The organism is Rhizobium sp. Leaf311 (assembly GCF_001423445.1).
Classification (GTDB): Bacteria; Pseudomonadota; Alphaproteobacteria; order Rhizobiales; family Rhizobiaceae; genus Agrobacterium.
This window is the reverse complement of the sequence record NZ_LMNZ01000001.1, coordinates 132,689-157,950: the sequence shown is the minus strand read 5'-3', so window position 1 is coordinate 157,950 and position 25,262 is coordinate 132,689. Positions and strand designations below refer to the sequence as shown.

General features: G+C 58.7%; 22 protein-coding genes. 15 read left to right on the top strand and 7 right to left on the bottom strand.

Features of this window, described 5'->3' with window-relative positions; translation table 11 throughout:
* Window positions 1-19: 19 nt before the first annotated feature.
* Window positions 20-232, bottom strand: coding sequence for a hypothetical protein (locus ASF69_RS00690; RefSeq protein WP_062584361.1), 213 nt, complete (start codon window positions 230-232; stop codon window positions 20-22).
* Window positions 229-912, bottom strand: coding sequence for a GNAT family protein (locus ASF69_RS00685; protein WP_062584359.1), 684 nt, complete (start codon window positions 910-912; stop codon window positions 229-231). Before ASF69_RS00685 ends, ASF69_RS00690 begins: the two co-directional genes overlap by 4 nt.
* Before the next feature lie 224 nt (window positions 913-1,136).
* Between ASF69_RS00685 and ASF69_RS00680 the strand changes: the two genes are divergently transcribed.
* From ASF69_RS00680 to ASF69_RS00645, 8 genes are all read left to right on the top strand, one after another.
* Window positions 1,137-2,162: a LacI family DNA-binding transcriptional regulator gene (locus tag ASF69_RS00680; RefSeq protein WP_062584357.1), complete on the top strand. Its 1,026-nt coding sequence runs from the start codon at window positions 1,137-1,139 to the stop codon at window positions 2,160-2,162.
* Window positions 2,163-2,187: 25 nt separating this feature from the next.
* Window positions 2,188-3,642, top strand: coding sequence for a xylulokinase (gene xylB, locus ASF69_RS00675; RefSeq protein ID WP_062584355.1), 1,455 nt, complete (start codon window positions 2,188-2,190; stop codon window positions 3,640-3,642).
* A 67-nt stretch (window positions 3,643-3,709) separates the two neighbouring features.
* Complete coding sequence (xylA, locus tag ASF69_RS00670; protein ID WP_062584353.1) at window positions 3,710-5,020, top strand: xylose isomerase; 1,311 nt, start codon at window positions 3,710-3,712, stop codon at window positions 5,018-5,020.
* 657 nt (window positions 5,021-5,677) lie between these two features.
* A complete protein-coding gene (locus ASF69_RS00665; RefSeq protein WP_062585527.1) occupies window positions 5,678-6,310 on the top strand; it encodes an NAD(P)H-dependent oxidoreductase in 633 nt (210 codons plus the stop codon).
* A gap of 311 nt (window positions 6,311-6,621) precedes the next feature.
* The gene (locus ASF69_RS00660) at window positions 6,622-7,662 is read left to right on the top strand and encodes a methionine ABC transporter ATP-binding protein (protein WP_062585525.1); all 1,041 of its coding nucleotides are present in this window, start codon (window positions 6,622-6,624) and stop codon (window positions 7,660-7,662) included.
* Window positions 7,652-8,320 (top strand): methionine ABC transporter permease, encoded by a 669-nt coding sequence (locus ASF69_RS00655; RefSeq protein WP_062584351.1) that lies wholly within the window; start codon window positions 7,652-7,654, stop codon window positions 8,318-8,320. The genes ASF69_RS00660 and ASF69_RS00655 overlap by 11 nt, the downstream gene beginning before the upstream one ends.
* A 36-nt stretch (window positions 8,321-8,356) precedes the next feature.
* Window positions 8,357-9,133, top strand: coding sequence for a MetQ/NlpA family ABC transporter substrate-binding protein (locus ASF69_RS00650; RefSeq protein ID WP_062584349.1), 777 nt, complete (start codon window positions 8,357-8,359; stop codon window positions 9,131-9,133).
* A gap of 196 nt (window positions 9,134-9,329) precedes the next feature.
* On the top strand, window positions 9,330-11,522 hold the full coding sequence (locus ASF69_RS00645; protein ID WP_062584347.1) for a bifunctional diguanylate cyclase/phosphodiesterase: 2,193 nt from the start codon (window positions 9,330-9,332) through the stop codon (window positions 11,520-11,522).
* A 141-nt stretch (window positions 11,523-11,663) separates the two neighbouring features.
* Here the strand turns inward: ASF69_RS00645 and ASF69_RS00640 are convergent, their stop codons facing one another.
* The 3 genes from ASF69_RS00640 to ASF69_RS00630 form a co-directional block, all read right to left on the bottom strand.
* Window positions 11,664-12,620: a rhodanese-related sulfurtransferase gene (locus ASF69_RS00640; protein WP_062584346.1), complete on the bottom strand. Its 957-nt coding sequence runs from the start codon at window positions 12,618-12,620 to the stop codon at window positions 11,664-11,666.
* A 101-nt stretch (window positions 12,621-12,721) separates the two neighbouring features.
* On the bottom strand, window positions 12,722-13,630 hold the full coding sequence (locus ASF69_RS00635) for a CHAD domain-containing protein (protein WP_062584344.1): 909 nt from the start codon (window positions 13,628-13,630) through the stop codon (window positions 12,722-12,724).
* A complete protein-coding gene (locus tag ASF69_RS00630) occupies window positions 13,614-14,102 on the bottom strand; it encodes a CYTH domain-containing protein (RefSeq protein ID WP_062584342.1) in 489 nt (162 codons plus the stop codon). The genes ASF69_RS00635 and ASF69_RS00630 overlap by 17 nt, the downstream gene beginning before the upstream one ends.
* A 150-nt stretch (window positions 14,103-14,252) precedes the next feature.
* Here ASF69_RS00630 and ASF69_RS00625 point away from each other — a divergent pair, with 150 nt between their 5' ends.
* Window positions 14,253-14,891: a 2-dehydro-3-deoxy-phosphogluconate aldolase gene (locus tag ASF69_RS00625; RefSeq protein ID WP_062584340.1), complete on the top strand. Its 639-nt coding sequence runs from the start codon at window positions 14,253-14,255 to the stop codon at window positions 14,889-14,891.
* A 97-nt stretch (window positions 14,892-14,988) separates the two neighbouring features.
* A complete protein-coding gene (locus ASF69_RS00620; RefSeq protein ID WP_062584338.1) occupies window positions 14,989-15,690 on the top strand; it encodes a tellurite resistance TerB family protein in 702 nt (233 codons plus the stop codon).
* Between the two features lie 70 nt (window positions 15,691-15,760).
* Here ASF69_RS00620 and ASF69_RS00615 read toward each other — a convergent pair whose 3' ends face one another.
* Window positions 15,761-17,344: a DHA2 family efflux MFS transporter permease subunit gene (locus ASF69_RS00615; RefSeq protein ID WP_062584336.1), complete on the bottom strand. Its 1,584-nt coding sequence runs from the start codon at window positions 17,342-17,344 to the stop codon at window positions 15,761-15,763.
* Between the two features lie 71 nt (window positions 17,345-17,415).
* Complete coding sequence (locus ASF69_RS00610; RefSeq protein WP_062584334.1) at window positions 17,416-18,621, bottom strand: HlyD family secretion protein; 1,206 nt, start codon at window positions 18,619-18,621, stop codon at window positions 17,416-17,418.
* Window positions 18,622-18,771: 150 nt separating this feature from the next.
* Between ASF69_RS00610 and ASF69_RS00605 the strand changes: the two genes are divergently transcribed.
* The 5 genes from ASF69_RS00605 (at window position 18,772) to lysS (ending at window position 25,170) form a co-directional block, all read left to right on the top strand.
* A complete protein-coding gene (locus tag ASF69_RS00605; RefSeq protein WP_200939014.1) occupies window positions 18,772-19,443 on the top strand; it encodes a TetR/AcrR family transcriptional regulator in 672 nt (223 codons plus the stop codon).
* A gap of 152 nt (window positions 19,444-19,595) precedes the next feature.
* Window positions 19,596-20,345 carry a TerC family protein gene (locus ASF69_RS00600; RefSeq protein WP_062584332.1) on the top strand — a complete coding sequence of 250 codons (750 nt, stop codon included), beginning with the start codon at window positions 19,596-19,598 and terminating at the stop codon, window positions 20,343-20,345.
* A 72-nt stretch (window positions 20,346-20,417) separates the two neighbouring features.
* Entirely contained in the window at window positions 20,418-21,857 is a 1,440-nt protein-coding gene (locus ASF69_RS00595) for a hypothetical protein (protein WP_062584330.1), read from the top strand.
* A 99-nt stretch (window positions 21,858-21,956) separates the two neighbouring features.
* Complete coding sequence (gene gltX, locus ASF69_RS00590) at window positions 21,957-23,414, top strand: glutamate--tRNA ligase (RefSeq protein ID WP_062584328.1); 1,458 nt, start codon at window positions 21,957-21,959, stop codon at window positions 23,412-23,414.
* A gap of 256 nt (window positions 23,415-23,670) precedes the next feature.
* A complete protein-coding gene (gene lysS, locus ASF69_RS00585; RefSeq protein WP_062584326.1) occupies window positions 23,671-25,170 on the top strand; it encodes a lysine--tRNA ligase in 1,500 nt (499 codons plus the stop codon).
* Window positions 25,171-25,262 lie beyond the last annotated feature (92 nt).

The following is a 25,262-nucleotide window of genomic DNA, read 5'->3' as shown; positions in this document are numbered from 1 at the left end:
CTCCGGGTGTTGGCTTGCCTCAGCGCCTACGCCGCTGATACCGCGCCCTCAGCCAGAAAATCAGGAAGAAGCCAAGCACGGCGATGGCGTCGAAGATTGCGGCCACCCATACGGAATAGTGGTTGGCCAGCCACAGCGTCACGGTTGGAAGGATGAAGAACAGCAGGCCAAAGCCGAAGACGATGGCGAGCGCCGCAAGGGCCGTTGATCGGGTGGTGCCGGAGCCGCTCATGCCATGATCCTTGCGCGGATATCTTCCAGCTTTTCCTTCTGCACACCATCGGCGTCGAAATTGTCGGGCGACAGCCATGTCTCGAAGGATTGCCTGATCGGCGGCCATTCGCGGTCGATCATCGAGAACCAGGCGGTGTCGCGGTTTGCACCCTTGGAGACCATGTGCTGACGAAACAGGCCTTCGAACATGAAGCCGTAGCGTTTCGCTGTTGCCTTGGATGCCTCGTTCTCATTGTGGCATTTCCATTCGTAGCGGCGATATTCGAGATCGTCGAACACATGGCGCGCCATCAGATAATGAGCCTCTGTCGAAAGCGGCGAGCGCTTCATCTTCACGCCATGGGCGACAGAACCGACTTCCACAACGCCGTTCTTCGGGTCCGGACGCATATAGCTCGCCATTCCGACAACCTCATCTGTGGCCTTCTCGATGAAGACGAGCGTGACCCAGCCGAATGCGGTCTGCGCACCCTCGACCCAGTCTCCGAATGCCTGCGAATTGAGAAAGCCGTCCTGCGGGAAGTATTTCAGGAGATCGTTGATGCCAAGCCCACCGAGCGCATCCCAGAGCCTTTCCAGATGCGTCGCGCGGTCGAACGGCACCGCCTTGACGAAGCGCCCCTCCAGCGTCACCGGCTGCGGTGCGGGACATCCCGTGAATGTAGACAGATCGCGCATTCTCTTCCCCATGACATGAACGTTCAGATTTAACCGACCCCCTTTCCAAAAACAACAGCGCAGGAGGCAATGGCTGCCGCAGGGCAGAAACGTGAGGCAAAACCGGCATGTAACCTCCCCGCGTCCCCGACTACCTCCCGGTGCCGCATCATATTGAGGTACGTACATCATTTTCTGATTTACGTACCTCAATATTTGCTCTATGCACGCTAGCGGGAGAAAACATGAAGCCGACAGTTCACGATATTGCGTCGAAAGCGGGCGTCAGCCTTGCCACCGTTGACCGGGTCATCAACCTGCGTCCGGGCGTGCACGCCGTAACGCGCGCCAAGGTCGAGGCGGCCATCGTGGAGCTTGGCTATGTGCGGGATATGGCCGCCGCCAATCTGGCCAAGGGCCGCAGTTACGCGCTGGTCTTCATCCTTCCCAACAATGACAATTCCTTCATGGCGGGCCTGCGGGCTGAAGTCAGGGCCGCGGCTTCGCGATCCTACATCGACAGAACCTCCATTCGCATCATCGAGGTGCCGCCTTTCGATGCGGCGGCATTGAGCCAGGCGCTGGATGTGGCCCGGCTGGAAAAGCCGTCAGGCGTCGCCTTCGTCGCCATCGATGCCGAGGATGTGGTGGAGGCAGCAGACCGGCTGGCCGATAGCGGCATTGCCGCCGTTACCCTTGTTTCCGACCTCACCGGCTCCCGCCGCGATCATTTCGCCGGTATCGACAATGTCGCCGCCGGGCGCACCGCCGCAAGCCTGATGGGACGCTTCCTGCCGGAAAAGGGCGGCGATGTCGCGGTTCTCGCAGGCTCCATGCTGGTCAAGGACCACCGCGAGCGCCTCGCCGGTTTTCGCTCCGTCATCGAAGACGAGTTCCCCGATCTCAACCTGCTTCCGGTTCTCGAAGGCCGCGACGATCCGGAAACGGTGCAAAAACTGGTTTCGGAATGCCTGAACGCCAATCCTGATCTTCTAGGCCTTTACAGTCTGGGCGCTGGCAATCGCGGGCTCATCAAGGCGCTGAAATCGTCACGCCAGCAAACCCGTCCCTGCGTCATCGCCCACGAGCTGACCGAAAACACCTCCAACGCGCTGGCAGAGGGCGTGCTGGATGCGGTGCTGAATCAGGATGCGGGCCATGAGGTGCGCAGCGCTATCAGGGTGCTCAAAGCGCGGGCCGATGGGCTTGCGGTCATCGACGCGCAGGAACGCATTCGTATCGACATATTCTTGCGGGATAATCTCCCCTGACACTGACTTAAGCACTGGAGGAAACATGTATCTCGGTCTCGATTTGGGAACATCAGGCGTCAAGGCGCTGTTGATCGATGGCGATCAAAACGTCATCGGTTCGGCCAATGGCGCGCTCGACGTGTCCCGCCTGCACCATGGCTGGTCGGAACAGGACCCGGCCCATTGGATCAAGGCCACGGAAACCGCCATTTCCGGCTTGAAAGCCAAGTTTCCGAAGGAGCTTTCGGCGGTGAAGGGCATCGGCCTCTCCGGCCACATGCATGGCGCAACACTGGTGGATGCGGCAGGCGATGTGCTTCGCCCCTGCATCCTGTGGAACGACACCCGCTCTTATGCCGAAGCGGCAAAGCTGGATGCCGACCCGCGTTTTCGCCAGATCACCGGCAATATCGTGTTCCCCGGCTTTACCGCACCGAAACTCGTCTGGGTCGCCAATAACGAGCCTGAGATCTTCGCCAAGGTTGCCAAGGTATTGCTGCCGAAAGATTATCTGCGCCTGTGGCTGACGGGTGAATATATCTCCGAAATGTCTGACTCGGCTGGCACCTCATGGCTCGATACCGGCGCGCGCAAATGGTCATCCGAACTGCTGGACGCCACCGGCCTGACGGAAGACCATATGCCATCGCTGGTCGAAGGCACGGATGAGGCCGGAACGCTGCGCTCCGAACTTGCCTCTGCCTGGGGCATGTCGGGCAAGGTCGTTGTCGCCGGTGGTGCGGGTGATAATGCCGCGTCCGCCTGCGGCATGGGCACGGTCTCGGAAGGCCACGCCTTCGTTTCGCTCGGCACATCGGGCGTTCTGTTTGCCGCCAATGCCTCCTATCTGCCAAAGCCGGAAAGCGCCGTCCACGCCTTCTGCCACGCCTTGCCCGATACATGGCACCAGATGGGCGTCATCCTGTCTGCGACAGATGCGCTGAACTGGTATTCCGGCATCACGGGCAAATCCGCAGCCGATCTTTCCATCGAGCTCGGCGATGAATTGAAGGCTCCGACAGGCGTTACCTTCGCACCCTATCTCTCCGGTGAACGCACGCCGCACAATGACGCCGCCATTCGCGGCTCCTTCATCGGCCTTTCCCATGAAAGCGACCGCAAGGCGCTCACTCAAGCTGTCATGGAAGGCGTGACCTTCGCCATCAGGGACAATCTGGAAGCGCTCAAATCCGCAGGCACCTCCATTTCCCGCGTCACCGCCATCGGCGGGGGTTCACGCTCCCGCTACTGGCTGGCCTCCATCGCAACCTCGCTCGGCGTCTCCGTGGATATTCCGGCGGAAGGCGATTTCGGCGCAGCCTTCGGTGCGGCCCGTCTTGGCCTGATCGCAGCGACGGGCGCGGACCCGGTTGCCGTCTGCACCCAGCCGGAAACGGAAGAAACCATAGAGCCGGTCGCGGCGCTGGCTGAGGCCTATGAGGATGCCTACGGGCGTTACCGGGCGCTTTATCCGGCCATCAGGCCGCTTTCGCATTGAGCTTTCCGGGGGGTGAGTAACACCCACCGGCACCAAACACACGACCAATCCAAGGGAGAAACCAACCATGACCACCGGCTTTTTCGGCGACATCCAGAAAATCAAATATGAAGGCCCAGACAGCACCAATCCGCTGGCCTTCCGTCATTACAACCCCGATGAAATCGTCGGCGGCAAGCGCATGGAAGATCACCTGCGCTTTGCGGTTGCCTATTGGCACACCTTCACATGGCCGGGCGGCGATCCCTTCGGTGGCCAGACATTCGAGCGTCCATGGTTTGACGAGTCGATGCAGGCCGCCAAGCTGAAGGCCGATGTTGCCTTTGAATTCTTCTCGCTGCTCGGTTCGCCCTTCTATTGCTTCCACGATGCCGACGTGCGTCCTGAAGGCAAGACTTTTGCGGAGAACACGAAGAACCTCAACGAGATCGTCGATTATTTCGGCCAGAAGCAGGCCGATACCGGCGTCAAGCTTCTGTGGGGCACGGCCAACCTTTTCTCCAACCGCCGCTTCATGTCGGGTGCCGCTACTAATCCCGATCCTGACGTCTTTGCCTATTCGGCTGCGACGGTGAAGACCTGCATGGATGCCACCAAGAAACTCGGCGGCGCGAACTATGTTTTGTGGGGCGGTCGTGAAGGCTATGAAACCCTGCTCAACACCGATGTGAAGCGCGAGCTGGACCAGCTTGGCCGCTTCCTCAATCTGGTGGTGGAATACAAGTACAAGATCGGTTTTGAAGGCACGATCCTGATCGAGCCAAAGCCGCAGGAACCCACCAAGCACCAGTATGATTACGACGTCGCCACCGTCTATGCCTTCCTGCAGAAGCATGGGCTGGACAAGGAAGTGAAGGTCAATATCGAACAGGGCCACGCCATCCTCGCCGGTCACTCCTTCGAGCATGAGCTGGCCATGGCCAATGCCTTCGGCATTTTCGGCTCCATCGATATGAACCGCAACGACTACCAGTCTGGCTGGGATACCGACCAGTTCCCCAACAACGTGCCGGAAATGGCGCTCGCCTATTACCACGTACTGGCAGGCGGCGGCTTCAAGAATGGCGGCACCAATTTCGACAGCAAGCTGCGTCGTCAGTCGCTCGACCCTGCAGATCTGTTGATCGGCCATATCGGCGGCATGGATTGCTGCGCCCGTGGCCTCAAAGCTGCCGCCAAGATGATCGAGGACAAGGCGCTGTCGCAGCCGCTCGCAGACCGCTACGCCAAGTGGGATGCGCCGGAAGCCCAGAAGCTGCTGCGCGGCGAGTTGAAGCTTGACGAGATCGCCGCCATGGTCGAGCGCGACAACATTAACCCTGAGCCGAAGTCCGGTCGTCAGGAATATCTCGAAAACGTCGTCAACCGCTACGTCTAAGGGTGTAGCCTGCCTTGACGGCCCTGAAATGCTGTCACCCCGGCCTTAAGCCGGGGTCCAGCGCGATCAAGTCCTTGATCGCAAAAAGATCTTTCGCACCGCAGAAGCAGTGCTGCTGGGTGCCAGGTCGACCCCGTCATGACGGAAAAATCTGGAGGTCCCAGACAAAAAAGGCCCCCAATTCCAGCCCCACCCCAAAAAAACAAAAAAAAATTTCTGCATTTCATTCACACGCTTCCCGCCCACCGCATAATGCGGCTGCTTTGAGAGCAACGGGATGCAACGCGCGGCGTCCCGGTGTTTTCAAAGCCGGTATCGACAAGCGGTTGCTCAACAAGAGAGCCGTTTCCGTGAACCCACCTCTTGCCGCTGGCCAGGCAAGGGACCGGGCGTTCCGATAGGTATCGTGAGAGTGCTGTTGTACCGGGTCCGGCAAATGCAAGACCTTGACCATACCTGCCAATGCAACATGCATTTGCCGGGCATTCCATCTTTCCCCTCCGGTCCGCTTTTGCAAAGTGGGCCGGAGAGGATTTTGCGCGGTTAGTTTTCTGTGCCGCCTTGTGTGCGCTGCAACATATCCTATCTGTGTGGGGTTTTATGGCGACTGGGCACGCCATCAAAGAGCCGGAGTCCAGCGCCCCCAAGGAGATTTCTATGCTGATTGAAAAATTGAACTGGCGTTATGCCACAAAGAAGATGGACCCTTCCAAATCCGTTTCGCAGGACAAGATCGACCGCATCATCGAGGCAGCACGCCTTGCCCCTACATCGAGCGGCCTGCAGCCTTTTGAAATCATTGTCGTTACCAACCCGGAAACCCGCGCCAAGATTCAGGAAATCGCCTGGAACCAGGCACAGGTCACCGAAGGCTCGCACCTTCTGGTGTTTGCCGCGTGGGACAACTACACCGCAGACCGCATCAACCACATGTTCGACCTGACCAATGACGAACGCGGGTTCAAGAACGAAGGTTTCGAAGCCTATCGCCAGAAGCTGCTCGGCTCCTATCCGCAGCGTGATCCGGAGGTCAATTTCGAACACGCCGCCCGTCAGGCCTATATCGCCTTTGGCATGGCCGTTGCTCAGGCTGCCTTTGAAGGTGTCGATTCCACGCCGATGGAAGGCTTCGACCCGGCCAAGCTCGATGAAATCCTCGGCCTTCGCGAAAAGGGCCTGCGGTCCGTTACCATCCTGCCGCTCGGCTATCGTCAGGCAGACGGCGACTGGCTGGCCAACCTCAAGAAGGTCCGCCGTCCACTCGACGAATTCGTCACAACGGTTTCGTAAGGATTTCACTCGAAAGAGGTCGATTTTTCCGGCTCTTTTCGATAATTGAAATATATTACCTGTCAAACGGTATCGCAGACAGGCATGTTTGCGATACACAGATGGCCGATCCCCGGCTTTCTCAAGGAAAGTTCAACGTAATGCTCCGGAACGTCTTCCGTTGTCGAATGTGCCAGATGGCTGCATGAGCAAACGCGGCTCGACTTGCCGCCGGGTTTTCGACCGAACAGACACAGTCCGAAGAGCAATAGATGATACCTCAAAATTCAGCGGCGAGCCCCCTGCCCGCAGGTCAACCGGCCAACGATCCCATGGTCGCGTTTCAGGCGGTGACCAAGACCTTTGGCGATCCCAAGAGCCAGACCTCCTTTACCGCACTCGGTGGTGTCGATTACATCGTGCCGCGCGGTTCGATCTCCGGCATCATCGGTCGTTCCGGTGCAGGCAAGTCCACCCTCATCCGCCTCGTCAACGGGCTTGAACTCCCCAGCACCGGCAAGGTCATTGTCGATGGCGTGGATGTAGGCGCGCTGGAACAGTCCGGGCTTCGTGATCTGCGGCGTTCCGTCGGCATGATCTTCCAGCACTTCAACCTTCTGTCCTCCCGCACCGCCTTTGACAATGTGGCCCTGCCGCTGGAAATCGCCGGTCTGTCGAAAGCCGAGATCAGACAGAAGGTCGCGCCGTTGCTCGATCTGGTCGGCCTGGGTGACAAGGCCAGCCGCTACCCTGCCGAACTCTCCGGTGGGCAGAAACAGCGCGTCGGCATCGCCCGTGCACTGGCCACGGAACCGAAGCTTTTGCTTTCAGACGAAGCGACCTCGGCGCTGGACCCGGAAACGACGCAGTCCATTCTGGAACTGTTGAAGACGATCAATGCCGAGCTTGGCCTGACTGTCCTCCTCATCACCCACGAGATGGAAGTCGTAAAGACAATTGCCTCACAGGTTGCCGTCATCGACAAGGGCCTGATCGTCGAGCAGGGAACGACTTTCGATATCTTCACCAACCCGCGCCACGAAACGACCCGCAGCCTTCTGTCCTCTGCCGTTGGCGTGAAGCTGCCACATTGGGTGACCTCAGGCCTGAAAGCGGAAGCGACAGACGGTGACCGCGTGCTTGTGCGCCTCGTCTTCTTCGGAGACACGGCGTTTCAGCCGCTCACCGCCCGGCTGGTTGCGGAAATCGGCCCGGATGTGAATATTCTGGCGGGGACCATCGAAGAAATTTCCGGCCAGCCCTTTGGTTCGCTGGTCGTATCCTATCCGGCCACACCAGAAATTACGGCCCGCGCTAACAGGTTCTATGCCGAAACCGGCCTGACAACGGAGGTCCTCGGTTATGTCGCCTGATATGCTGTTTGCTGTTCTCTGGAAGGGTCTGGTGCAGACGCTGCACATGGTTGCCGTCTCCGGTCTCGTCGGTTCGCTGCTGGGTCTTCCCATCGGCATTTTCCTTGCCACCAGCGGCAAGGGCGAACTGTTTGAAGCGCCTATGGTCAACCGGATCATCGGACTGATCGTCAATGCCGCCCGCTCCACGCCTTTCATTATTCTCGTCGTTGCCATCATTCCCTTTACCCGGCTGATTGCGGGAACCTCGATCGGCACCTCCGCCGCCATCGTGCCACTCACAGTCGCCACCGTGCCCTTCGTGGCGCGTCTGGTGGAAGCGGCCATTCGTGAGGTGGACAAGGGGCTGATAGAGGCGGCCCGCGCCATGGGTGCGACACCGTTGCAGATCGTGACCAAGGTGCTTCTGGCCGAAGCCAAGCCCGGCATCACCCTTGCGCTGACGCTGACGCTGGTAAGCCTCATCGGCTACTCGGCCATGGTCGGTGCCGTCGGCGGCGGCGGGCTGGGGGATCTCGGCATTCGTTACGGCTACCAGCGCTTCATGCCTGACGTCATGCTGGTCGTCGTCGTTGTTCTCATTGTGCTTGTCCAGATCGTCCAAAGCGCCGGTGACGCGCTGGCGCGCAGCTTCGACAAGCGCAACCGCAAAAACTGATTTCTTTTCTTAAAATAACAAACGCAGGAGACACTCATGAAGAAACTCATCATCGCCGCATCCCTTGCCGCCCTTTTCGCAGGCAGCGCACTGGCTGAAACCATCAAGATCGGTGTGACACCGGCTGAACATGCGCAGATCATGGAGCAGGTGAAGAAGGTTGCAGCCACCAAGGGTCTTGACCTCGAAATCCTCGAATTCTCCGACTATGTTGTGCCCAACCAGGCGCTGGCGGATGGCGAGTTGCAGGCCAACTCCTTCCAGCACCAGCCTTACCTCGACAACCAGATCGCTGACCGCAAGTTCGATCTTGTCAGCGTCGGCACCACCATCACCACGCCCATGGGCGTCTATTCCAAGAAGGTGAAGAGCCTTGACGAGTTGAAGGACGGCGCGACCGTCGGCATTCCGAACGACCCCACCAATGGTGGCCGTGCCATTCTGGTTCTGGCATCCAAGGGTCTCGTCAAGGTCAATCCCGATGCTGGCCTGAAGGTCACGCCAGCCGACGTCACCGAGAACCCGAAGAACATCCAGTTCGTCGAACTCGATGCCGCCCAGCTTCCCCGTTCGCTCGATGACACCGACATTTCCGTCATCAACACCAACTACGCAACGGCTGCCGGTCTGAACCCGAAGAAGGATTCCATCGCCATTGAAAGCGAGAAGTCCCCCTATGCCAACGTCATCGCCATCAACGCGAAGGACAAGGATGCGCCATGGGTGAAGACCCTGGTCGAATCCTATCACAGCCCGGAAGTGAAGACCTTCATTCTCGAAAAGTACAACGGCACCGTCATCCCTTCCTGGTAAGTTGTCCCGCGAGTATTTTTTACAACCTCTCCCATGTAAATGGGGGAGGTTTTTTACTTTCTGTTAGTCTTGAAACACAAAGCGTTACGGCAATCCCGAAGCGGCACAAGATAGGTTCAAAGCCAACGCTTATATTAAGGGCTTGTGAAGAATTCCCGCGGAAGATGAGATATTTCGTGGGAAAAGATGCCGATTGATGCCGCACAGGAATATCAGAAAGCCGTCGATCGGTCGAAGAGTGGCTGTTGCCGGAGTTCTCTTTGCTTTCGCAATTGTTGTTGTCATCGTTACTGCCCTTGTGCTCTCGGCTCTTGGCGAGGTCAGTCACAACGTCAACGCGCTGGATGACCAGCGGTCGCTCGAAACGACCACAGGCGCGCTGAAGACATTCCAGAACCAGCTTGCCGCCACGCTCAACGACTACGCAGCCTGGGACGATGCAGCCGATCATGCCTATTCACCGGACGGGTCGGAGTGGCTGATCAACAACTACGGCGACATGACCGTCAACAGCGAACTCTTCGACACCGCAGTCCTGATCGATAGCGAGCGGCACATTCTGCTCGCCTACCACAACGGCTCGCCGGTCAACTGGACCTTGGCGGATTATTTCGGCGACGGACTTGCAGACATGATTGCCAGGGTCGAGGGCATGTCTGTGGGCGCGGTGCCGGAAGCCAGCGGTTTCGTCAAGACCAGGGATGGCATTGCCGCGACCGGAGTTGCGCTGGTGCGCAACAAGAACGGCCTTCTTTCGTCTGCTGCTGGCGAACGCCGCTATCTCATCTTTGCAAGGCACCTGACCCCTGAAAAGGTGGACGGCCTTGCTCAAACCTATGTGCTCAACGGTCTTTCGCTGTTGCCCGCCGATAGCCCTGCGGCATTCTTCGTCAACATCGTCAACCCGCGCGGCACGGTGCTGGGAATGCTGACATGGCACTCCCAGATGCCGGGCGATGTCAGCCTTCGCGACGTCAAGCCGCGCATCCTTACCGCCGTTGGGCTGATCGGGCTGTTTCTTCTGGCCCTGCTCATCATCGGCACGGCCGCCCTTCGCAAACTCAAGGCGGACGAGGCACTGGCACGCCACGAGCTGTTGCAGGACCGGCTGACCGGTCTTCACAACCGGCCAGGCCTGTTTTTGGGATTGAATGAAAGACTGGAGCAGTCGCAGGGCGATGATTCCTACGTCAACCTGATCTATCTCGATCTGGATGGCTTCAAGGAGGTCAACGATTCCTTCGGCCACGGCGCAGGCGACCTGCTGATCAAGGGCGTTGCAGCGGCGCTGAAGGTTATGGTGCCCAAAAATGCGCTGCTGGCGCGGCTGGGCGGCGACGAATTCGCTATTGCTCTCAAAGGCAACGATGCCCGCATCGCCGGTCGAAAGCTCTGCGAGGACCTTCTGGCACTGTTTTCCGAACCCTTCATGATCGGCGAGCGTGTTGCCGCCATCGGATGCAGCATCGGCACCGCTGTCTCGAAAGCTGGAGATATCGACGGCGAGGAGCTGTTGCGGCGGGCCGACATGGCCATGTACGAGGCCAAGGAGAATGGCCGTGGCCGCTTCATGGCCTATGAGCCCTATATGGACACGCGCCGCGAAGAGAAGAACCAGCTCGAAGCCGATCTCAAATATGCCATCGAGCATGACGAGATCAGCGTCGTTTTCCAGCCTGTCGTCAACACGCTGACCAGACGGATTTCCGGTGTCGAGGCGCTTGCCCGCTGGAACCGCGCGGGCTACGGACCGGTTTCGCCTGATGTCTTCATTGCAGCCGCGGAAAGCAGTGGCCTGATCGATCAGCTTGGTCTGGCCGTCCTGCAAAAGGCCTGCCACGCCGCAACCGAATGGCCGCATGTCAAGCTTGCCGTCAACGTATCGCCGGTGCAGTTCAGAAACCCGTTTTTCGCGGCGCAGGTCCTCTCCATCCTCGAAGAACACGACATTCCGCCGGCAAGAGTGATGCTGGAGATGACCGAAGGCTACTTCATCCACCATCCCGAGCGGGCGGGCACGGCCATTGAGAAACTCAAGCAGATCGGCGTCAGCATTGCGCTGGATGACTTCGGTTCCGGCTTTGCCAGCATCGGCTATCTGCGTCGTTTCGGCTTCAACCGCATGAAGATCGACAAGTCACTGGTGGTGGCGCTGGATGAAGGCGGCCGCTCGCTGGAAATGCTGACAGCCACAGTCGCGCTTGCACGCTCACTCGGCATTCCCGTGACCGCAGAAGGTATTGAAACCGAAGACCAGGCCGCCATTCTCCAGCTCTGCGGCTGCGACGAACTTCAGGGCTATCTTTTCGCCAAGCCGATGCCAGCCGATCAGGTCACCACAATGCTTGCGCAGCAGGAAACGCCAGTCCGGCAATTGAAGGTTTCTTGAGCCAACAGGCTGGTGCAAGCGAGACCTTCGCTCCGTCAGCGTCGGGCTCGAGCGCCTGCTACGTCTTGCAGCTTTCCACGTGACGCCCCCCCGGACGCGCCCGAGGATAATCGTGGAGCGGGCTTGCAGCCCCACCCCGCCTTAACGGCCGATGTGCTTCTCGCCACGCTTTTTTGCGAGGTCGATCTGCTTCTGCCGATTGCGGAAACGCTGGCGGTCTTCTTCGGTGCGGCTGTCATAGCAGCTGGGGCACGACACGCCTTCCTCGAACTGCGGTGACTGGCGCACTTCTGCCGTGATCGGGTTGCGGCAGGCGTGGCACAGCTTGTGGTCGCCTTCGGCAAGGCCATGGACGACGGAAACGCGCTCATCGAACACGAAGCAGGCACCTTCCCACAGGCTTTCTTCCTCAGGAACCTCTTCCAGATACTTCAGAATACCGCCCTTGAGGTGGTAAACCTCATCGAAGCCCTGTTCCTTCATGAAGGCCGTGGCCTTTTCGCAGCGAATGCCGCCGGTGCAATACATGGCGATCTTCGGCTTGTTGTGCAGGCCCGGATTGTTCTTTACCCAGTCCGGAAATTCGCGAAACGTCTTGGTCTGAGGATCGACCGCGCCCTTGAACACACCAATGGCGGTTTCATAGTCATTGCGGGTATCGATCAGGATCGTATCCGGGTCGGAAATCAGATCGTTCCAGTCTTTGGGATCGACATAGGTGCCGACGATCTGGTTCGGATCGATATCCGGCACGCCCATCGTGACGATTTCCTGCTTCAGCTTCACCTTCATGCGCACGAAGGGCATCTTGGAAGCACGGCTTTCCTTGTGCTCAAGGGCCGCAAATTCGGGCTGGGCGCGCAGATAGGCCAGCACATTGGCAATGCCCGCATCCGTTCCCGCGATGGTGCCATTGATGCCTTCGGCGGCCAGAAGCAGCGTGCCCTTGACGCCGTTTTGCTGACACAGGGTAAACAAGGGTTCACGCACACTCTCGTATCGCGCAAAGCGAGCGAAGTGGTAAAGCGCTGCCACGAGAAAATCGCCAGCGGCCCCCGGTGCGGCATCCGGGGTGGACAGGGTCAAGGTGTCGGTCATGGCGGCTGAAATACAGCCAGATGCGCTTTTGCGCAATCTTATTTCGTGCCCGAAACCCGCCGAAGCAAAGTTTTGAATTTCGTCAAAATATGCCCGACGCCCTATCGCGCAGCGTCGTCCCACAGATGTGCGACAATCCGGCTCTCGGTCTTGGCCGCGTCGGAAAACACGCGATCCGCCAGATCAAGGCACTCCTGCCGCAGGGCTTGCTGCCGGTGGATGATGGCTTCCAGAACCAGCGCCAGCGTATCTGCATCGTCAAAGCGCTCCGGCTCCTGATCGACAAGGGCGGTCAGGACGGACAGGTCGTGCTCATGTCCGAGAAGATCGACGAGGCGCTTGGCATCCGCCTTCTTGGCGCGCATGGCGGAAGGCCAGATGCGCCGCAGCAGGGCAAGATGCATCCAGTAGACCTGCCCGCTCTTGCGAAGATCGTGAAAATCCTCGTCATGGGCCTCGCCGTGACAGCGGCTCAAGGCATTGAGCGCCGTCTGCCGCTGCTTGCGCCACGTTTTCTTCACGCGCCTTGTGGCAGCCTTCCTGCCATCCGGCAAGGATAGCTGCATGAGGGCTTGCCTGGCCTTATCGCATTCGACAAGCGCCAGAGCGATATTGTCAGAAAGCCCGCCATCATCACCCGTCACCTCGTCGCGCCGCCTTTCAAGCGTGCCGAGGGCTGAGGACAGGGCCTTGCTTTCCGCCTCCGAACGGCTGAACCCCTGAAGATACTGGATCGTCTCGACCAGGGCTGCGGCCTCACGCGCCTGCGAGAGCGACCGCGCAACATCTCGAAACCGCAGATTTTCGGTGCTGCGAAACGCCGGATCGTCGCTTTTGACAAAACGATAGAGGGCACGAAGGCGCTTGAATTTCTTGCGCGCGCCATGCACCGCCGCATGGGGGCCATCGGGCTGTTGCGACAGCGCCGCCATGGCGTCGTCGATCAATTCGATCCCAATGCGCTGCAATTCTTCGGGAAAGGGCTTTCGGGGATCAAATCTGAATGGCATGGCAAAGCTCTGAACTGAGATCGTCTGTCGCAAGATGCTGATTGGAATATCGCCGGTCGCCCGTCACCTCCGCGCCGAGCCAGCCTGGCAAGGCGGGCTGGTCACTCTCCGACTTCAGCTCCACCTCGGCCACCGTCAGCCCCCGGTAAATGCCATCGAACACATCGATTTCCCACAGAAACCCCTCATGTTCGACGGTATAACGGATCTTTTCAATGATGATGCCGGGCGCGGTGGCGATCAGTTCCTCGGCATCGGCAACGGGGATATCATATTCATATTCGTCCCGCACAAGAACGCCGACCCCGACCTTGATGGTCAGCGTTGCCGCATCCTCGCCCTTGATGCGGACCCGCACCGACCGGTCATCCAGCGATACGATATAGCCTTGGCGAAAGCGCGTCCGTGACGCGATGGCCTCGCGCCAGCTGTCATCCGCGACCAGAAACTTGCGTTCGATTTCTTTTGCCATTCAATAACCTGCCCGTTTTGGGGTGAGCCTAGCGCAAGCTGTTGTCATGAAAAAGTAATCAAACTGAAATATTTCATTTTGCCTCGACACCTGCGGCTTTGCGCGGTAATTGAGACGCAATTCAATCGTTTCAAAAGAGGAGACATCATCATGGCCCAGGATTCCGAAAAGCTGCTTTCCATCCTGAAACTGCAGCCGGTGGTGCCTGTCCTCATCGTTGAAGACGCAGCCTCTGCCGTGCCGCTGGCGCGCGCACTGGTCGAAGGTGGATTGAAGGCCATCGAAATCACCATGCGCACGCCGGCCGCACTGGATGCCATCCGCGCCGTGGCCGATGAAGTGGAAGGCGCCCATGTGGGTGCAGGCACCATTCTCAATGCCAAGGATTTCGAAGCCGCCGTGAAAGCGGGCTCCACCTTCATCGTCAGCCCCGGCGTCAACAAGAGCGTTCTGGAAGCCGCAAAGGGTTCCAAGGTTCCGCTTCTTCCCGGTGCGGCGACCGCCAGCGAAGTCATGCATTTGCGCGACAAGGGCTACAAGGTGCTGAAATTCTTCCCCGCCGAACAGGCAGGCGGCGCGCCTTACCTCAAGGCGCTGTCCTCTCCGATTGCCGATGTCATGTTCTGCCCGACCGGCAGTGTTTCGCTGAAAAACGCCAAGGATTACCTGTCCCTGCCAAACGTTGTTTGCGTCGGCGGTTCCTGGGTTGCGCCAAAGGAACTGATTGCAGCCGGTGACTGGGCTGGCATTACCAAACTGGCCGCCGAAGCCGCCGCGCTGCGCGGATAAGCCCTGCCTTCACGACTGCGTGAACGGCACGGCCATTTGTATTCGCATTCCGACTTCCTATCTCCTGTTTCACGATTGATTGACACAGGAGATCTGAATGTTCGACGCAAAGAAGCTTCTTGACCAGTTTTTGGGTTCGCAGGTGCCGGACCTGTCCGGAAGCGTGCGGGACCGGGCCGGACAGGCCACCGAGATTGCGAAGAACAATCCGATGAAGGCGGGCGCGATAGCTGCGGCCATTTTCGGTACCAAGACCGGGCGCAAGCTGGCGGGCAACGCCGCAGCTGTCGGCGGCATTGCCGCCATCGCCGGTCTGGGCTACCTCGCCTACAAGAATTACCAATCCGGCAAGACGCCGCAGGCCGTGCAGCAACCCCAGCCGACGCAGGAACTGCTGCCGCCGCCCAAGGACTCTCCATTCCACCCTGAATCCCCCGCGCTTTCGAACAATTTCGCGATGACGCTGGTGCAGGCGATGATTGCCGCCGCCAAGGCAGACGGCCACATCGATGCAACGGAACGCGCCCGCATCATGGAAAAGCTGCAGGTCTCCGAACTCGACCGCGAGGCGGAAGCCTTCATCGAAAAGGAACTGGCCGATCCACTCGACATCGATGCGCTGGTGGCTGCAGCCAAGACCGAGGAACAGAAGGTGGAGCTCTACACGGCTTCCCGCCTGACCATCGAGCCCGACAGCCGGGCGGAGCGCGGTTATCTCGACCTGCTAGCAGGTCGCCTCGGACTGCCGGACCAGTTGGTAGAGCATATCGAAGCCACGGTTTCTGCCGCGAAGGTCTGACCCTTCCCTCTCAAACGACAGAGGGCCGCCATTTTCGGCGACCCTCAGCGCTGCGGTGGATCTGAAAAAATCAGTGTCCGGCATCCGGCGGCGGTGCCGCCTTCGGCTTGTTGATCAGAAGTGTCAGGATGATCAGGCCGCTGAAAAGGATGGTCAGGGCAAGGAACACATCCGCAAAGGCCTGTAGCCACGCCTGCTGCGACACGACGCCAACCAGTTTCTTGACCGCCACTGACGCGCCATCCAGCCCGTAGGAATCATAATTCGCACCGACACTGTTCAGCCATTCCATGGCTGCCGGGTTGCCGTAGTTCACGTGTTCGGCAATCTTGAAATAATGCTCATCCGTGCGCTGGCTGAGCATGGTGTTGATGAGCGCAAGGCCGACCGCGCCGCCAAGGTTGCGGGTAAGATTGAACAGGCCGGACGCATTCTTCATACGGGCTGGCGGCAATGTGCCGAGCGCAATGTTGTTGATCGGCACCATGCACATCATCAGGCCAAAGCCGCGCAGGATCTGCGGGATCAGCAATTCGTAGAAATCCCAGTCCGCCGTGACATAGGTCATGATCCATGTACCCGCCGCAAAGCTGACGAAGCCGATGACCATCATGGCGCGCAGGTCGATCTTGGTGGAGACCTTGCCAGCAATCGGGGCGGTGACGAACATGGCCAGACCGGACACGAACATGGTCTCCCCGATCATCAGGGCATCATAGCCACGCACGCGACCCAGATAGAGCGGGTACATATAGGTCAGGCCGTAAAGCCCGATGCCCATGACGAAGGAAAACAGCGATCCGATGGAGAAATTCCGGTCGGCGAAGGCTTTGAGATCCACCACCGGAAAGTCCACCTTGAAGGCGCGCCAGAAGAACACGAAACCGCCCATGACCATGGCAAGCGTTCCGATGACGATGTGACTGTCATTGAACCAGTCGTTGTTGTTGCCCTCTTCCAGCACATATTCCATCGAGCCCAGGAACACGCCCATGGACAACAGGCCCCACCAGTCGAACCTCTTGAGAAGCGACCGTTCCGGCTTGTCGAAATCGATGAAATTCCAGGTCACGATGGTGACGATGATGCCGGGAATGATGTTGACGAGAAACAGCCAGTGCCACGAAAACGCATTCGACAGATAGCCACCGACAGTCGGGCCGATGGTGGGGGCAAGCGTGGCCACAAGGCCGATGATGGGCGACACCACAGCCCGCTTGGACGGCGGAAAGATGGTGAAGGCGGCGGCAAAGACGGATGGGATCATGCCGCCGCCTATGAAGCCCTGTATGGCGCGGTAGACGATCATCTGGTCGATGTTCGTTGCCGTTGCACACAGGGCACTGGAAAGGGTAAAACCGGCAGCACAGGTGGCAAACAGCACCCGTGTCGACAATATGCGCGCCAGTGTTCCCGACAGCGGGATCATGATGACTTCCGCAATCAGGTAGGATGTCTGCACCCAGGCGATTTCATCGGACCCGGCGCCAAGCCCGGCCTGAATTTCCGCCAGCGACGCCGAGACGATCTGAATGTCGAGGATCGACATGAACATGCCGAAGACCATCGCGAAGAACGCGATGAGGCGGCGGCGATCCATCGGAGGATCGATCGCAGCAGCGTTTCCGCCCGCCATATTGGCTGTTACCGCCATGTTCCTGGTCCTTAGGGCAATTCCAGCGCGGGCATCAAACGGCCCTGCGCGGGAAACGGCATGAAATCAAACTACTTCGACGAATTCTGCGCCTGCGCCGTGCGTGTCGCATCCGGCGCAGTGCGCGTATCGACATCGACGACGACGCTCAGACCCGCGCGCAGCCGGTGCTTGGCCAGATCTTCCTTCGAAAAGACAATCCGCACGGGAACGCGCTGGATGACCTTGGTGAAGTTGCCCGTGGCATTTTCAGGCGGCAGCATCGAAAAGACCGAGCCGGACGCTGGCGAAATGGACTGCACGGTGCCTTCTATGTCGTGATCGCCAAAGGCATCCACATGCACGCGCACCTTGGAGCCCGGCTCGATCTGCGCCAACTGCGTTTCCTTGAAATTGGCATCGATATAGAGATCATCCATCGGCACCAGCGAAGCGAGGCGCTTGCCGACGGAGACGAGATCTCCGGTCTGGACCGACAGATTGCCGATGACGCCATCATAGGGTGCGCGCAGAACGGTAAAGGACAGGTCGCGGGCGGCCTTGTCACGGGCAAGCTCCAGCGTCTTGACCGAACCTTCGGCTTCCTTGCGCTGCGCCTTCAACAGATCGATATTGGCCTGGGCCGAAACGACGCTGGCTTCACCGGCAACAAGGTTTGCCTTGGCCTGTTCCATGGCGATCTGCGCATTGTCGGTGGAGGCGACGGTGCCGACATCCTTGGACTGGAGTTCGCTGGCGCGCTTGAGATTGATGTCTGCTCCGCGCAAGGCCGCATCCAGCGAGCCCTTTTGTGCCACGGCCTGCTGAAGCGAGGCCTGCGCACCGGCAATCTGGGCATCGATGCGCGCAAGCGAGAGCTGCTGCGTCTGAAGCTGGGCCTGCGCCTGCTCAAGCGCATTGCGATAATCGCCATCGTCGAGCGTCAGCAGGACATCGCCTGCCTTGACTTCCTGGTTGGCGACAACATCGACCTTGGCGACATAGCCCGAGACCTTCGGCGCGATGACGGCGATATCGCCTTCGACATAGGCATCATCGGTGGAAACCAGAAAGCGCCCGTCTGTCCACCAGTTATATCCATACCAGCCCGCAGCACTCAGAAGCGCCAGGGCAACAATGGGCAGGACGAAAGACTTGCGCTTTTTCTTCTCCGGCTCTGCGGCCTTGGCAGCCTGAGGTGCCTCCTGCCCCGAAGCGGGCTTTGCATCCAGCGTGCGGGCCTCGGCCTCATCGGACGCATCGACTGCGCGGACTGCACCACTTTTCTGAGCGGACATGGGAACACCATTCAATGTGAAAAAGAAACAACTTCGAACTGAACCGTTCGGTTCGATTGACTTAATCTGTTTTGTGACACATATCAAGTCGCATCGAACCGTTTGGTTCGATATATTGAACAGAATCTAAAACAGCGGACGGATCTGAAAGTGACCGACGACAAGCCAACGGACGACATCTGCGCCGCAAATCCTGCGGGCCGATTTGCTGCGGGCGAAGATCCGGCAAAGCGGGAACAGATCATCGACGGTGCCTGGCGGGTGTTCAAGCGAAAGGGCTTCGATGCCGCCAGCATGAACGACATTACCCGCGAAGCCGGCGTTTCCAAGGGAACGATCTACGTTTACTTTGAGAACAAGGACGAGCTTTTTGCCGCCCTGATCGACCGTCACCGCGCGCAGTTTGCCCATTCCATGCGTGACATTCTGGCTGGAACCGAGGAGGTTCGAGACGGCCTGCGGCAGTTCGGTGAGGCATTCATTCACAAGGTGACGTGCACGGACATGATACCTGCCATGCGCTCAGCGCTTGGCGTCATCGACCGCATGCCCAAACTCTCGCAGCGTTTTTTCGTGGCCGCACCGAACAATGTGCGGGTTGTCCTGCGGGACTTTCTCCAGCATCACATCGACCAGGGAACGTTGCAGACCGATGATGTGGACCTTGCCGCCCGCCAGTTCATAGAACTCGCCACGGGCACGTTTTTCAAGATGCGCCTGTTTGGCGAATTGACCGGCGACACGCCACCGGAAGAGGCCGGAAGGGTACTCTCCAGCGCAATCGAGGTTTTTATGGCGGCTTACGGAACCAAGAAGGCCTGACACCATTCAGCAACCGGGTTTCTCGCATTGCGCGAAATAGCTTGAAAATGTGGCATTAGGGTAATGTCACACGCTTGTTTCTCGCGTAATCGAATATAAACTGCGGCATTTCGAATTGTCGAAGCACAAAAGCTGAAAAGGAACACTGGCTCGTGGATTCCATAATCCCTCTCTTATCCGACCCCGCTGCGTGGGTGGCCCTCGTCACCCTTATCGTCATGGAGGTTGTGCTTGGCATCGACAACCTGATTTTCATTTCCATTCTCACCAATAAATTGCCCGAGCATCAGCGTGAAAAGGCACGGCGCATCGGTATCGGTCTTGCGCTGATCATGCGCCTTGGCCTTCTGGGCACGGTGGCATGGATCGTACAGCTGACCGAGCCTGTTTTCGAACTCTTCGGTCACGGCTTCTCCTGGAAGGACATGATCCTCATCGGCGGTGGCCTGTTCCTGGTCTGGAAAGCGACCAAGGAAATTCACCACAATGTGGACCCGGAAGACCACAAGGAAGACATGGTCGGCACGGCCGTTGCCAGCTTCTCGTCGGCCATTGCGCAGATCCTTCTGCTCGACCTGGTCTTCTCGCTCGACAGCATCATCACCGCAGTGGGCATGACACCGCATGTGCCGATCATGGTCGTCGCTGTCGTCTTCGCCGTCACCGTGATGCTTCTGGCGGCCAACCCGCTTGCCAACTTCATCGAAAAGAACCCGACCGTCGTCATGCTGGCGCTGGCCTTCCTGCTGATGATCGGTACGACGCTGATTGCCGAAGGCATGGGCTTCCATGTTCCCAAGGGCTACGTCTACGCCGCCATGGCCTTCTCAGCACTTGTGGAAGTGCTCAACATGGTATCGCGCAATGCACGTCGCAAGAAAAAGCAGGGCACCCTGCACTAACTGCGACACCACCTTTCACAATAGGCAAAGGCTCGCTTCACGGCGGGCCTTTTTCAAAGATGGCGGGAAACGATGAAATCTGTGCCGCATGTGGTCTTCGCTAGCCTGCTGGTCCTGTTTCTCGGCGCGGCCTTCTGGGGAAAACTTCACGTGCCCCAGCCGGTGGCCGACACGCGCACCGAAGCGGCCATGCCGGACAAATGGACCTTCATTGGCGAGAAGGGCAGAGAAGCCGATATTTCGATGCCTATTCTGCAGCGGTTTCACTATCCCGGCGATGTCGCTTTTTGCGCGAGGGCCGGCGAGCTGTTGAAGGACAGCGTAGAGAATGGCGTTACGTTAGGATTTTGTGAAAAGCCGCAGACGCTTTCACCCCTTGAAAGGACGGCGAAACTGGCAGAGGCTGCATCGCAGCTGCCGCTGCTGTTGATGACGGATGATGACGCAGAAAAGCAGTCCGGGCAGGAGAACGCCGTGGCAATGGGGGTTGCTGCCCTGCGTGAAGCCATCGAAACCGCACCACGCAACGCGCCGCAGGCAGCCCTTTCCGTTCTCGACCAGTACTGGATTGCAAGCCTCATCAAGCAGCCGGAGCGCTATTATAATCCGGCCTTCCTCTTCAAGGATGCCTTCACGACCGAGATCGTGGAGGCGCGAATGGCCTTGTGCCGGTTGGTCAACGATACCAACTGCATGATAAATGCCGCTCGAAATGCCGGCGGGGCGGTGGAAACAATCGGGCGCTGGTCATCGGATATCGGCAAGCTGCTGCTGAGCATAGAACTGGCGCAGATAGCGCATGACAGGGATACGACCGGGGAACCTTATTCTGAAATCTACTACGCGCAGGATCTGGCCGGAAGCTACGGCTATGCGTCTGAAATTATCGAAGGCGATGAAAAGCTGACCTATCTGCGTCGTGGCGTTGCCGCGCTGGAAGAGGCCGAAAAACGCTACAAGAACAAGGTGGACGCACAGGTGCAGCAATCGCTGACGGGAAGCCTTGGGACCATCTATGGCCGCGTTGCCTTTATTTCCCGCGACAGGGCGGATGTGGAAAAAGCGCTTCGCTTCGACCAGATGTCGGCAGACGAACAGAAGCAGCTCGATGGAGAGGTCAGTTGGGAAACGCTTTCCAATCTTGGCGATTCCCACATGTTGCGTGGGGAGGTGTTCGGCACGGAAGACGATCTTCGCGAAGGCCTAGACATTCAGCAGCAGGCCTTGGCGAAGGCCACATCGGACGATTCACAAGCTGGCAAGAATTATGTGAACATGAAACTTGCGGTGAGCTTCATCCGCTATGGCGAGGCAGAGGCGACGCAACTGACCAGGCAACAGCGCATCGAGATGCTCACAAAAGGCAAGGAGCTCGCCGACAGGATGCTTTCCGTCTTTTTGGAAACAGGTACGAAGACGTATCAGGACGTCGTTACCAATGCAGCGCGCAGGGCGGAGGCCAAACTCGCTTTGCTGGAATGGGAACCCGCGCCGCCGCCACAAAAACCCTAAAAACCTTGACGCTCGCCCAAGAATATGTGCTAAGGCCAATTCATTCCGAGATTGAAGCAATCGCCCCTTTTGGCGCGTATTTTCATTGAGCAGGCCCTTATGACCACTTCCGGCGTCCGCGTCCGCATTGCACCTTCCCCCACCGGCGAGCCGCATGTCGGCACAGCCTATATCGCGCTTTTCAACTACCTCTTCGCCCAGAAGCACGGTGGTGAATTCATTCTTCGTATCGAAGACACCGATGCGACGCGCTCCACGCGCGAATATGAGGAAAAAGTGCTGGAGGCGCTGAAATGGACCGGCCTGAAATGGTCCGAAGGCCCTGATGTCGGCGGCCCCTATGGTCCTTACCGCCAGTCCGAGCGCAAGGACATGTACCAGCCTTACGCCGAGGAACTGCTGGAAAAGGGCCATGCCTTCCGTTGCTTCTGTTCGGCAGAGCGGCTGGCCGAGATGCGCGAGGCGCAGCGCGCCGCTGGCAAGCCACCGAAATATGATGGGCTTTGCCTGCATCTGAAGGCCGAGGAAGTGACCGCCCGCGTTGCCGCCGGTGAAGCTTCTGTCGTGCGCATGAAGATCCCCGCAGAAGGCTCCTGCGATTTCAACGATGGTGTCTACGGCGATGTTTCGATCCCTTGGGACAGCGTCGACATGCAGGTTCTGATGAAGGCCGACGGCATGCCGACCTATCACATGGCCAATGTCATCGATGACCATCTGATGAAGATCACCCATGTGGCGCGTGGCGAAGAATGGCTGGCCTCCGTGCCCAAGCACATTCTGCTCTATCGCTATTTCGGCTGGCAGGAACCGGTATTCATGCATCTGTCCCTGATGCGCAATGCCGACAAATCCAAGCTGTCGAAACGCAAGAACCCGACATCCATTTCGTACTACTCCGCACTCGGCTATTTGCCGGAAGCGCTGATGAACTTCCTCGGCCTGTTCTTCATCCAGATCGGTGAAGGCGAAGAGCTGTTGACCATGGAAGAACTGGCGGGCAAGTTCGATCCGGAAGCGCTTTCCAAGGCCGGCGCTATTTTCGACATTCAGAAGCTGGACTGGCTGAATGGCCGCTGGCTGCGTGAAAAGCTGACCCAGGACGAGTTCATTGCCCGCACGCTGGAATGGGCGATGGAAAATGCGCGTCTGACCGAGGGCTTGAAGCTTTCCCAGAGCCGCATTTCCAAGCTCGGCGATCTGCCAAACCTTGCAGGCTTCCTGCTGTCGAGCGATGTCGGCCTCACGCCCGCATCCTTCGCTGGCCTGAAGAGCAAGCCGGAAGAGATCCACGAAATCCTGACCACGGTTGCCGCTGACCTGGAAAAGATGCCGGACTGGACGCTTGAGTCCATCGAACAGGAACTGCGCGATGTGGCCGAACGCACCGGCAAGAAGCTGCGCGTGGTAACGCCACCGCTCTTCGTTGCCATGTCCGGCTCGTCCCGTTCGTTGCCGCTGTTCGACACTATGGCGCTTCTGGGCCGCTCGGTTGTGCGTCAGCGGTTGAAGGTGGCGATTGCGGTCGCGGCGTCCATGGTTGGCGCTGGAACGTAAAGCGGGCGACGCGGCTTGGTCCTGCCACCCGTCCCCACGCTCGTCATCCGCCGCACCCCGTCATCCTCGGGCTTGTCCCGAGGATCGGCCTTGGGTGCCAGGTATTGGACGTCGAACGTGCTGCTCCGTTGGTAGATCCTCGGGACAAGCCCGAGGATGACGACGGAGAGGTCTGAGGATGACGGAGGCGGGTGTTGCGACGAAAAATGATAGTGCCACACCAGCACACAGAACAACTTGCCAAAAGGCGATAGAGATGACCGACAAGACAACCGAAACGACAGCCCTCTCCTCCGATGTGACCGAAGTGCGCCGCCAGAAGCTGGCGATGCTGCGTGAGAAGATCGGCGATGTTTACCCTGCCCATTTTCACCGCACGCTGACCAATGCCGAGCTGGCCGAAAAATATGCGGATATCGAGCCTGACGTGGAAACCGGCGATACGGTGACGGTTGCGGGTCGCGTTTACTCCTCGCGCAACTCCGGCATGTTCATGGATATCCATGACGCCTCGGGCAAGGTGCAGATCTTCTCCCACAAGGATACGACGCCGGAAGCGGCGCGTGACCTGCTGCCGATGATCGATATCGGCGATATCATCGGCGTGACCGGCAAGGTGCGTCGCACCAAGCGCGGCGAGTTGACGATCAATGCCGAAGAAATCACCATGCTGACCAAGTCTCTGCTGCCAATGCCGGAAAAGTGGAGCGGTATTTCCGACATCGAAATCCGTTATCGCAAGCGCCATCTGGATATTCTCTCCAACGAGGAATCCAAGCTGCGCTTCCAGCAGCGTTCGAAGATCATTTCCGGCATTCGCCGTTTCATGGAAAACGAGGCTTTCCTTGAAGTGGAAACGCCGATGCTGCAGACCGTCTATGGCGGCGCGACGGCTGATCCGTTCAAGACCTTCCACAACACGCTGAAGCAGGAAATGTATCTGCGTATCGCGCCGGAACTGTTCTTGAAGCGCACGCTGGTATCCGGTCTGTCCGACAAGGTCTTCGAAATCAACCGCAATTTCCGCAATGAAGGTGTTTCCACCCGGCACAATCCGGAATTCACCATGCTGGAATGCTACTGGGCCTATGCCGACTACGAAGACATCATGGGTCTGGTCGAGCGCATGTTCGAGACGCTGGCCATTGCCATCCATGGTACGACGGAACTGGAATTCCAGGGCAAGACGATTTCCTTCAAGGGTCCGTTCAAGCGCGTGCCGATGCCTGACGCCGTGAAGGAAGCGACGGGCATCGACTTCCTGTCCATCAAGACCGACGAAGAGGCTCGCGCTGCTGCAAAGGCTGCCGGTTTCGAAGTCGAGAAGGACTGGACATGGGGCGAATGCCTCGCTTTCATCTTTGAAGAAAAGGTCGAGGGCACGCTGATCCAGCCGAGCCACGTCACGCATTTCCCGAAGGACATTTCGCCCTTTGCCAAGGAAGTTCCGGGCGAACCACGTCTGGTCGAGCGTTTCGAAAGCTATTGCAACGCCTGGGAAGTCGGCAATGCGTTTTCCGAGTTGAACGATCCGGAAGAACAGCGCCGCCGCATGGTGGAGCAGCTGGAACAGGCCCACGCCCGTGGCGAAAAGGACAAGCAACTGGACGACGAGTTCCTCGACGCCATCGACCAGGGAATGCCGCCAGCCGGTGGCCTCGGCATCGGCGTCGACCGTCTGGTGATGCTGCTGACCAACGCGCCGTCCATCCGCGACGTCATCCTCTTCCCGGCCCGTCGTCAGAAGGCGGACTGATCAGACCACGATCATCTTGATTTCAAAGCCGGAGGCCGCAAAGCCTTCGGCTTTTTTGTCTCCGGCAAACGGGTGGGTGGCTGCGGCGAGGA

What these genes read in the sequence shown, in the direction of transcription:
- xylA (WP_062584353.1), top strand. Translation starts at nt 3,710, where the DNA reads ATGACCACCGGCTTTTTCGGCGACATCCAGAAAATCAAATATGAAGGC.
- ASF69_RS00665 (WP_062585527.1), top strand. Translation starts at nt 5,678, where the DNA reads ATGCTGATTGAAAAATTGAACTGGCGTTATGCCACAAAGAAGATGGAC.
- ASF69_RS00630 (WP_062584342.1), bottom strand. Translation starts at nt 14,102, where the DNA reads ATGGCAAAAGAAATCGAACGCAAGTTTCTGGTCGCGGATGACAGCTGG.
- ASF69_RS00650 (WP_062584349.1), top strand. Translation starts at nt 8,357, where the DNA reads ATGAAGAAACTCATCATCGCCGCATCCCTTGCCGCCCTTTTCGCAGGC.
- ASF69_RS00640 (WP_062584346.1), bottom strand. Translation starts at nt 12,620, where the DNA reads ATGACCGACACCTTGACCCTGTCCACCCCGGATGCCGCACCGGGGGCC.
- ASF69_RS00615 (WP_062584336.1), bottom strand. Translation starts at nt 17,344, where the DNA reads ATGGCGGTAACAGCCAATATGGCGGGCGGAAACGCTGCTGCGATCGAT.
- ASF69_RS00685 (WP_062584359.1), bottom strand. Translation starts at nt 912, where the DNA reads ATGCGCGATCTGTCTACATTCACGGGATGTCCCGCACCGCAGCCGGTG.
- ASF69_RS00655 (WP_062584351.1), top strand. Translation starts at nt 7,652, where the DNA reads ATGTCGCCTGATATGCTGTTTGCTGTTCTCTGGAAGGGTCTGGTGCAG.
- ASF69_RS00625 (WP_062584340.1), top strand. Translation starts at nt 14,253, where the DNA reads ATGGCCCAGGATTCCGAAAAGCTGCTTTCCATCCTGAAACTGCAGCCG.
- ASF69_RS00620 (WP_062584338.1), top strand. Translation starts at nt 14,989, where the DNA reads ATGTTCGACGCAAAGAAGCTTCTTGACCAGTTTTTGGGTTCGCAGGTG.
- ASF69_RS00645 (WP_062584347.1), top strand. Translation starts at nt 9,330, where the DNA reads ATGCCGCACAGGAATATCAGAAAGCCGTCGATCGGTCGAAGAGTGGCT.
- ASF69_RS00595 (WP_062584330.1), top strand. Translation starts at nt 20,418, where the DNA reads ATGAAATCTGTGCCGCATGTGGTCTTCGCTAGCCTGCTGGTCCTGTTT.
- xylB (WP_062584355.1), top strand. Translation starts at nt 2,188, where the DNA reads ATGTATCTCGGTCTCGATTTGGGAACATCAGGCGTCAAGGCGCTGTTG.
- gltX (WP_062584328.1), top strand. Translation starts at nt 21,957, where the DNA reads ATGACCACTTCCGGCGTCCGCGTCCGCATTGCACCTTCCCCCACCGGC.
- ASF69_RS00690 (WP_062584361.1), bottom strand. Translation starts at nt 232, where the DNA reads ATGAGCGGCTCCGGCACCACCCGATCAACGGCCCTTGCGGCGCTCGCC.
- lysS (WP_062584326.1), top strand. Translation starts at nt 23,671, where the DNA reads ATGACCGACAAGACAACCGAAACGACAGCCCTCTCCTCCGATGTGACC.
- ASF69_RS00610 (WP_062584334.1), bottom strand. Translation starts at nt 18,621, where the DNA reads ATGTCCGCTCAGAAAAGTGGTGCAGTCCGCGCAGTCGATGCGTCCGAT.
- ASF69_RS00660 (WP_062585525.1), top strand. Translation starts at nt 6,622, where the DNA reads ATGGTCGCGTTTCAGGCGGTGACCAAGACCTTTGGCGATCCCAAGAGC.
- ASF69_RS00635 (WP_062584344.1), bottom strand. Translation starts at nt 13,630, where the DNA reads ATGCCATTCAGATTTGATCCCCGAAAGCCCTTTCCCGAAGAATTGCAG.
- ASF69_RS00680 (WP_062584357.1), top strand. Translation starts at nt 1,137, where the DNA reads ATGAAGCCGACAGTTCACGATATTGCGTCGAAAGCGGGCGTCAGCCTT.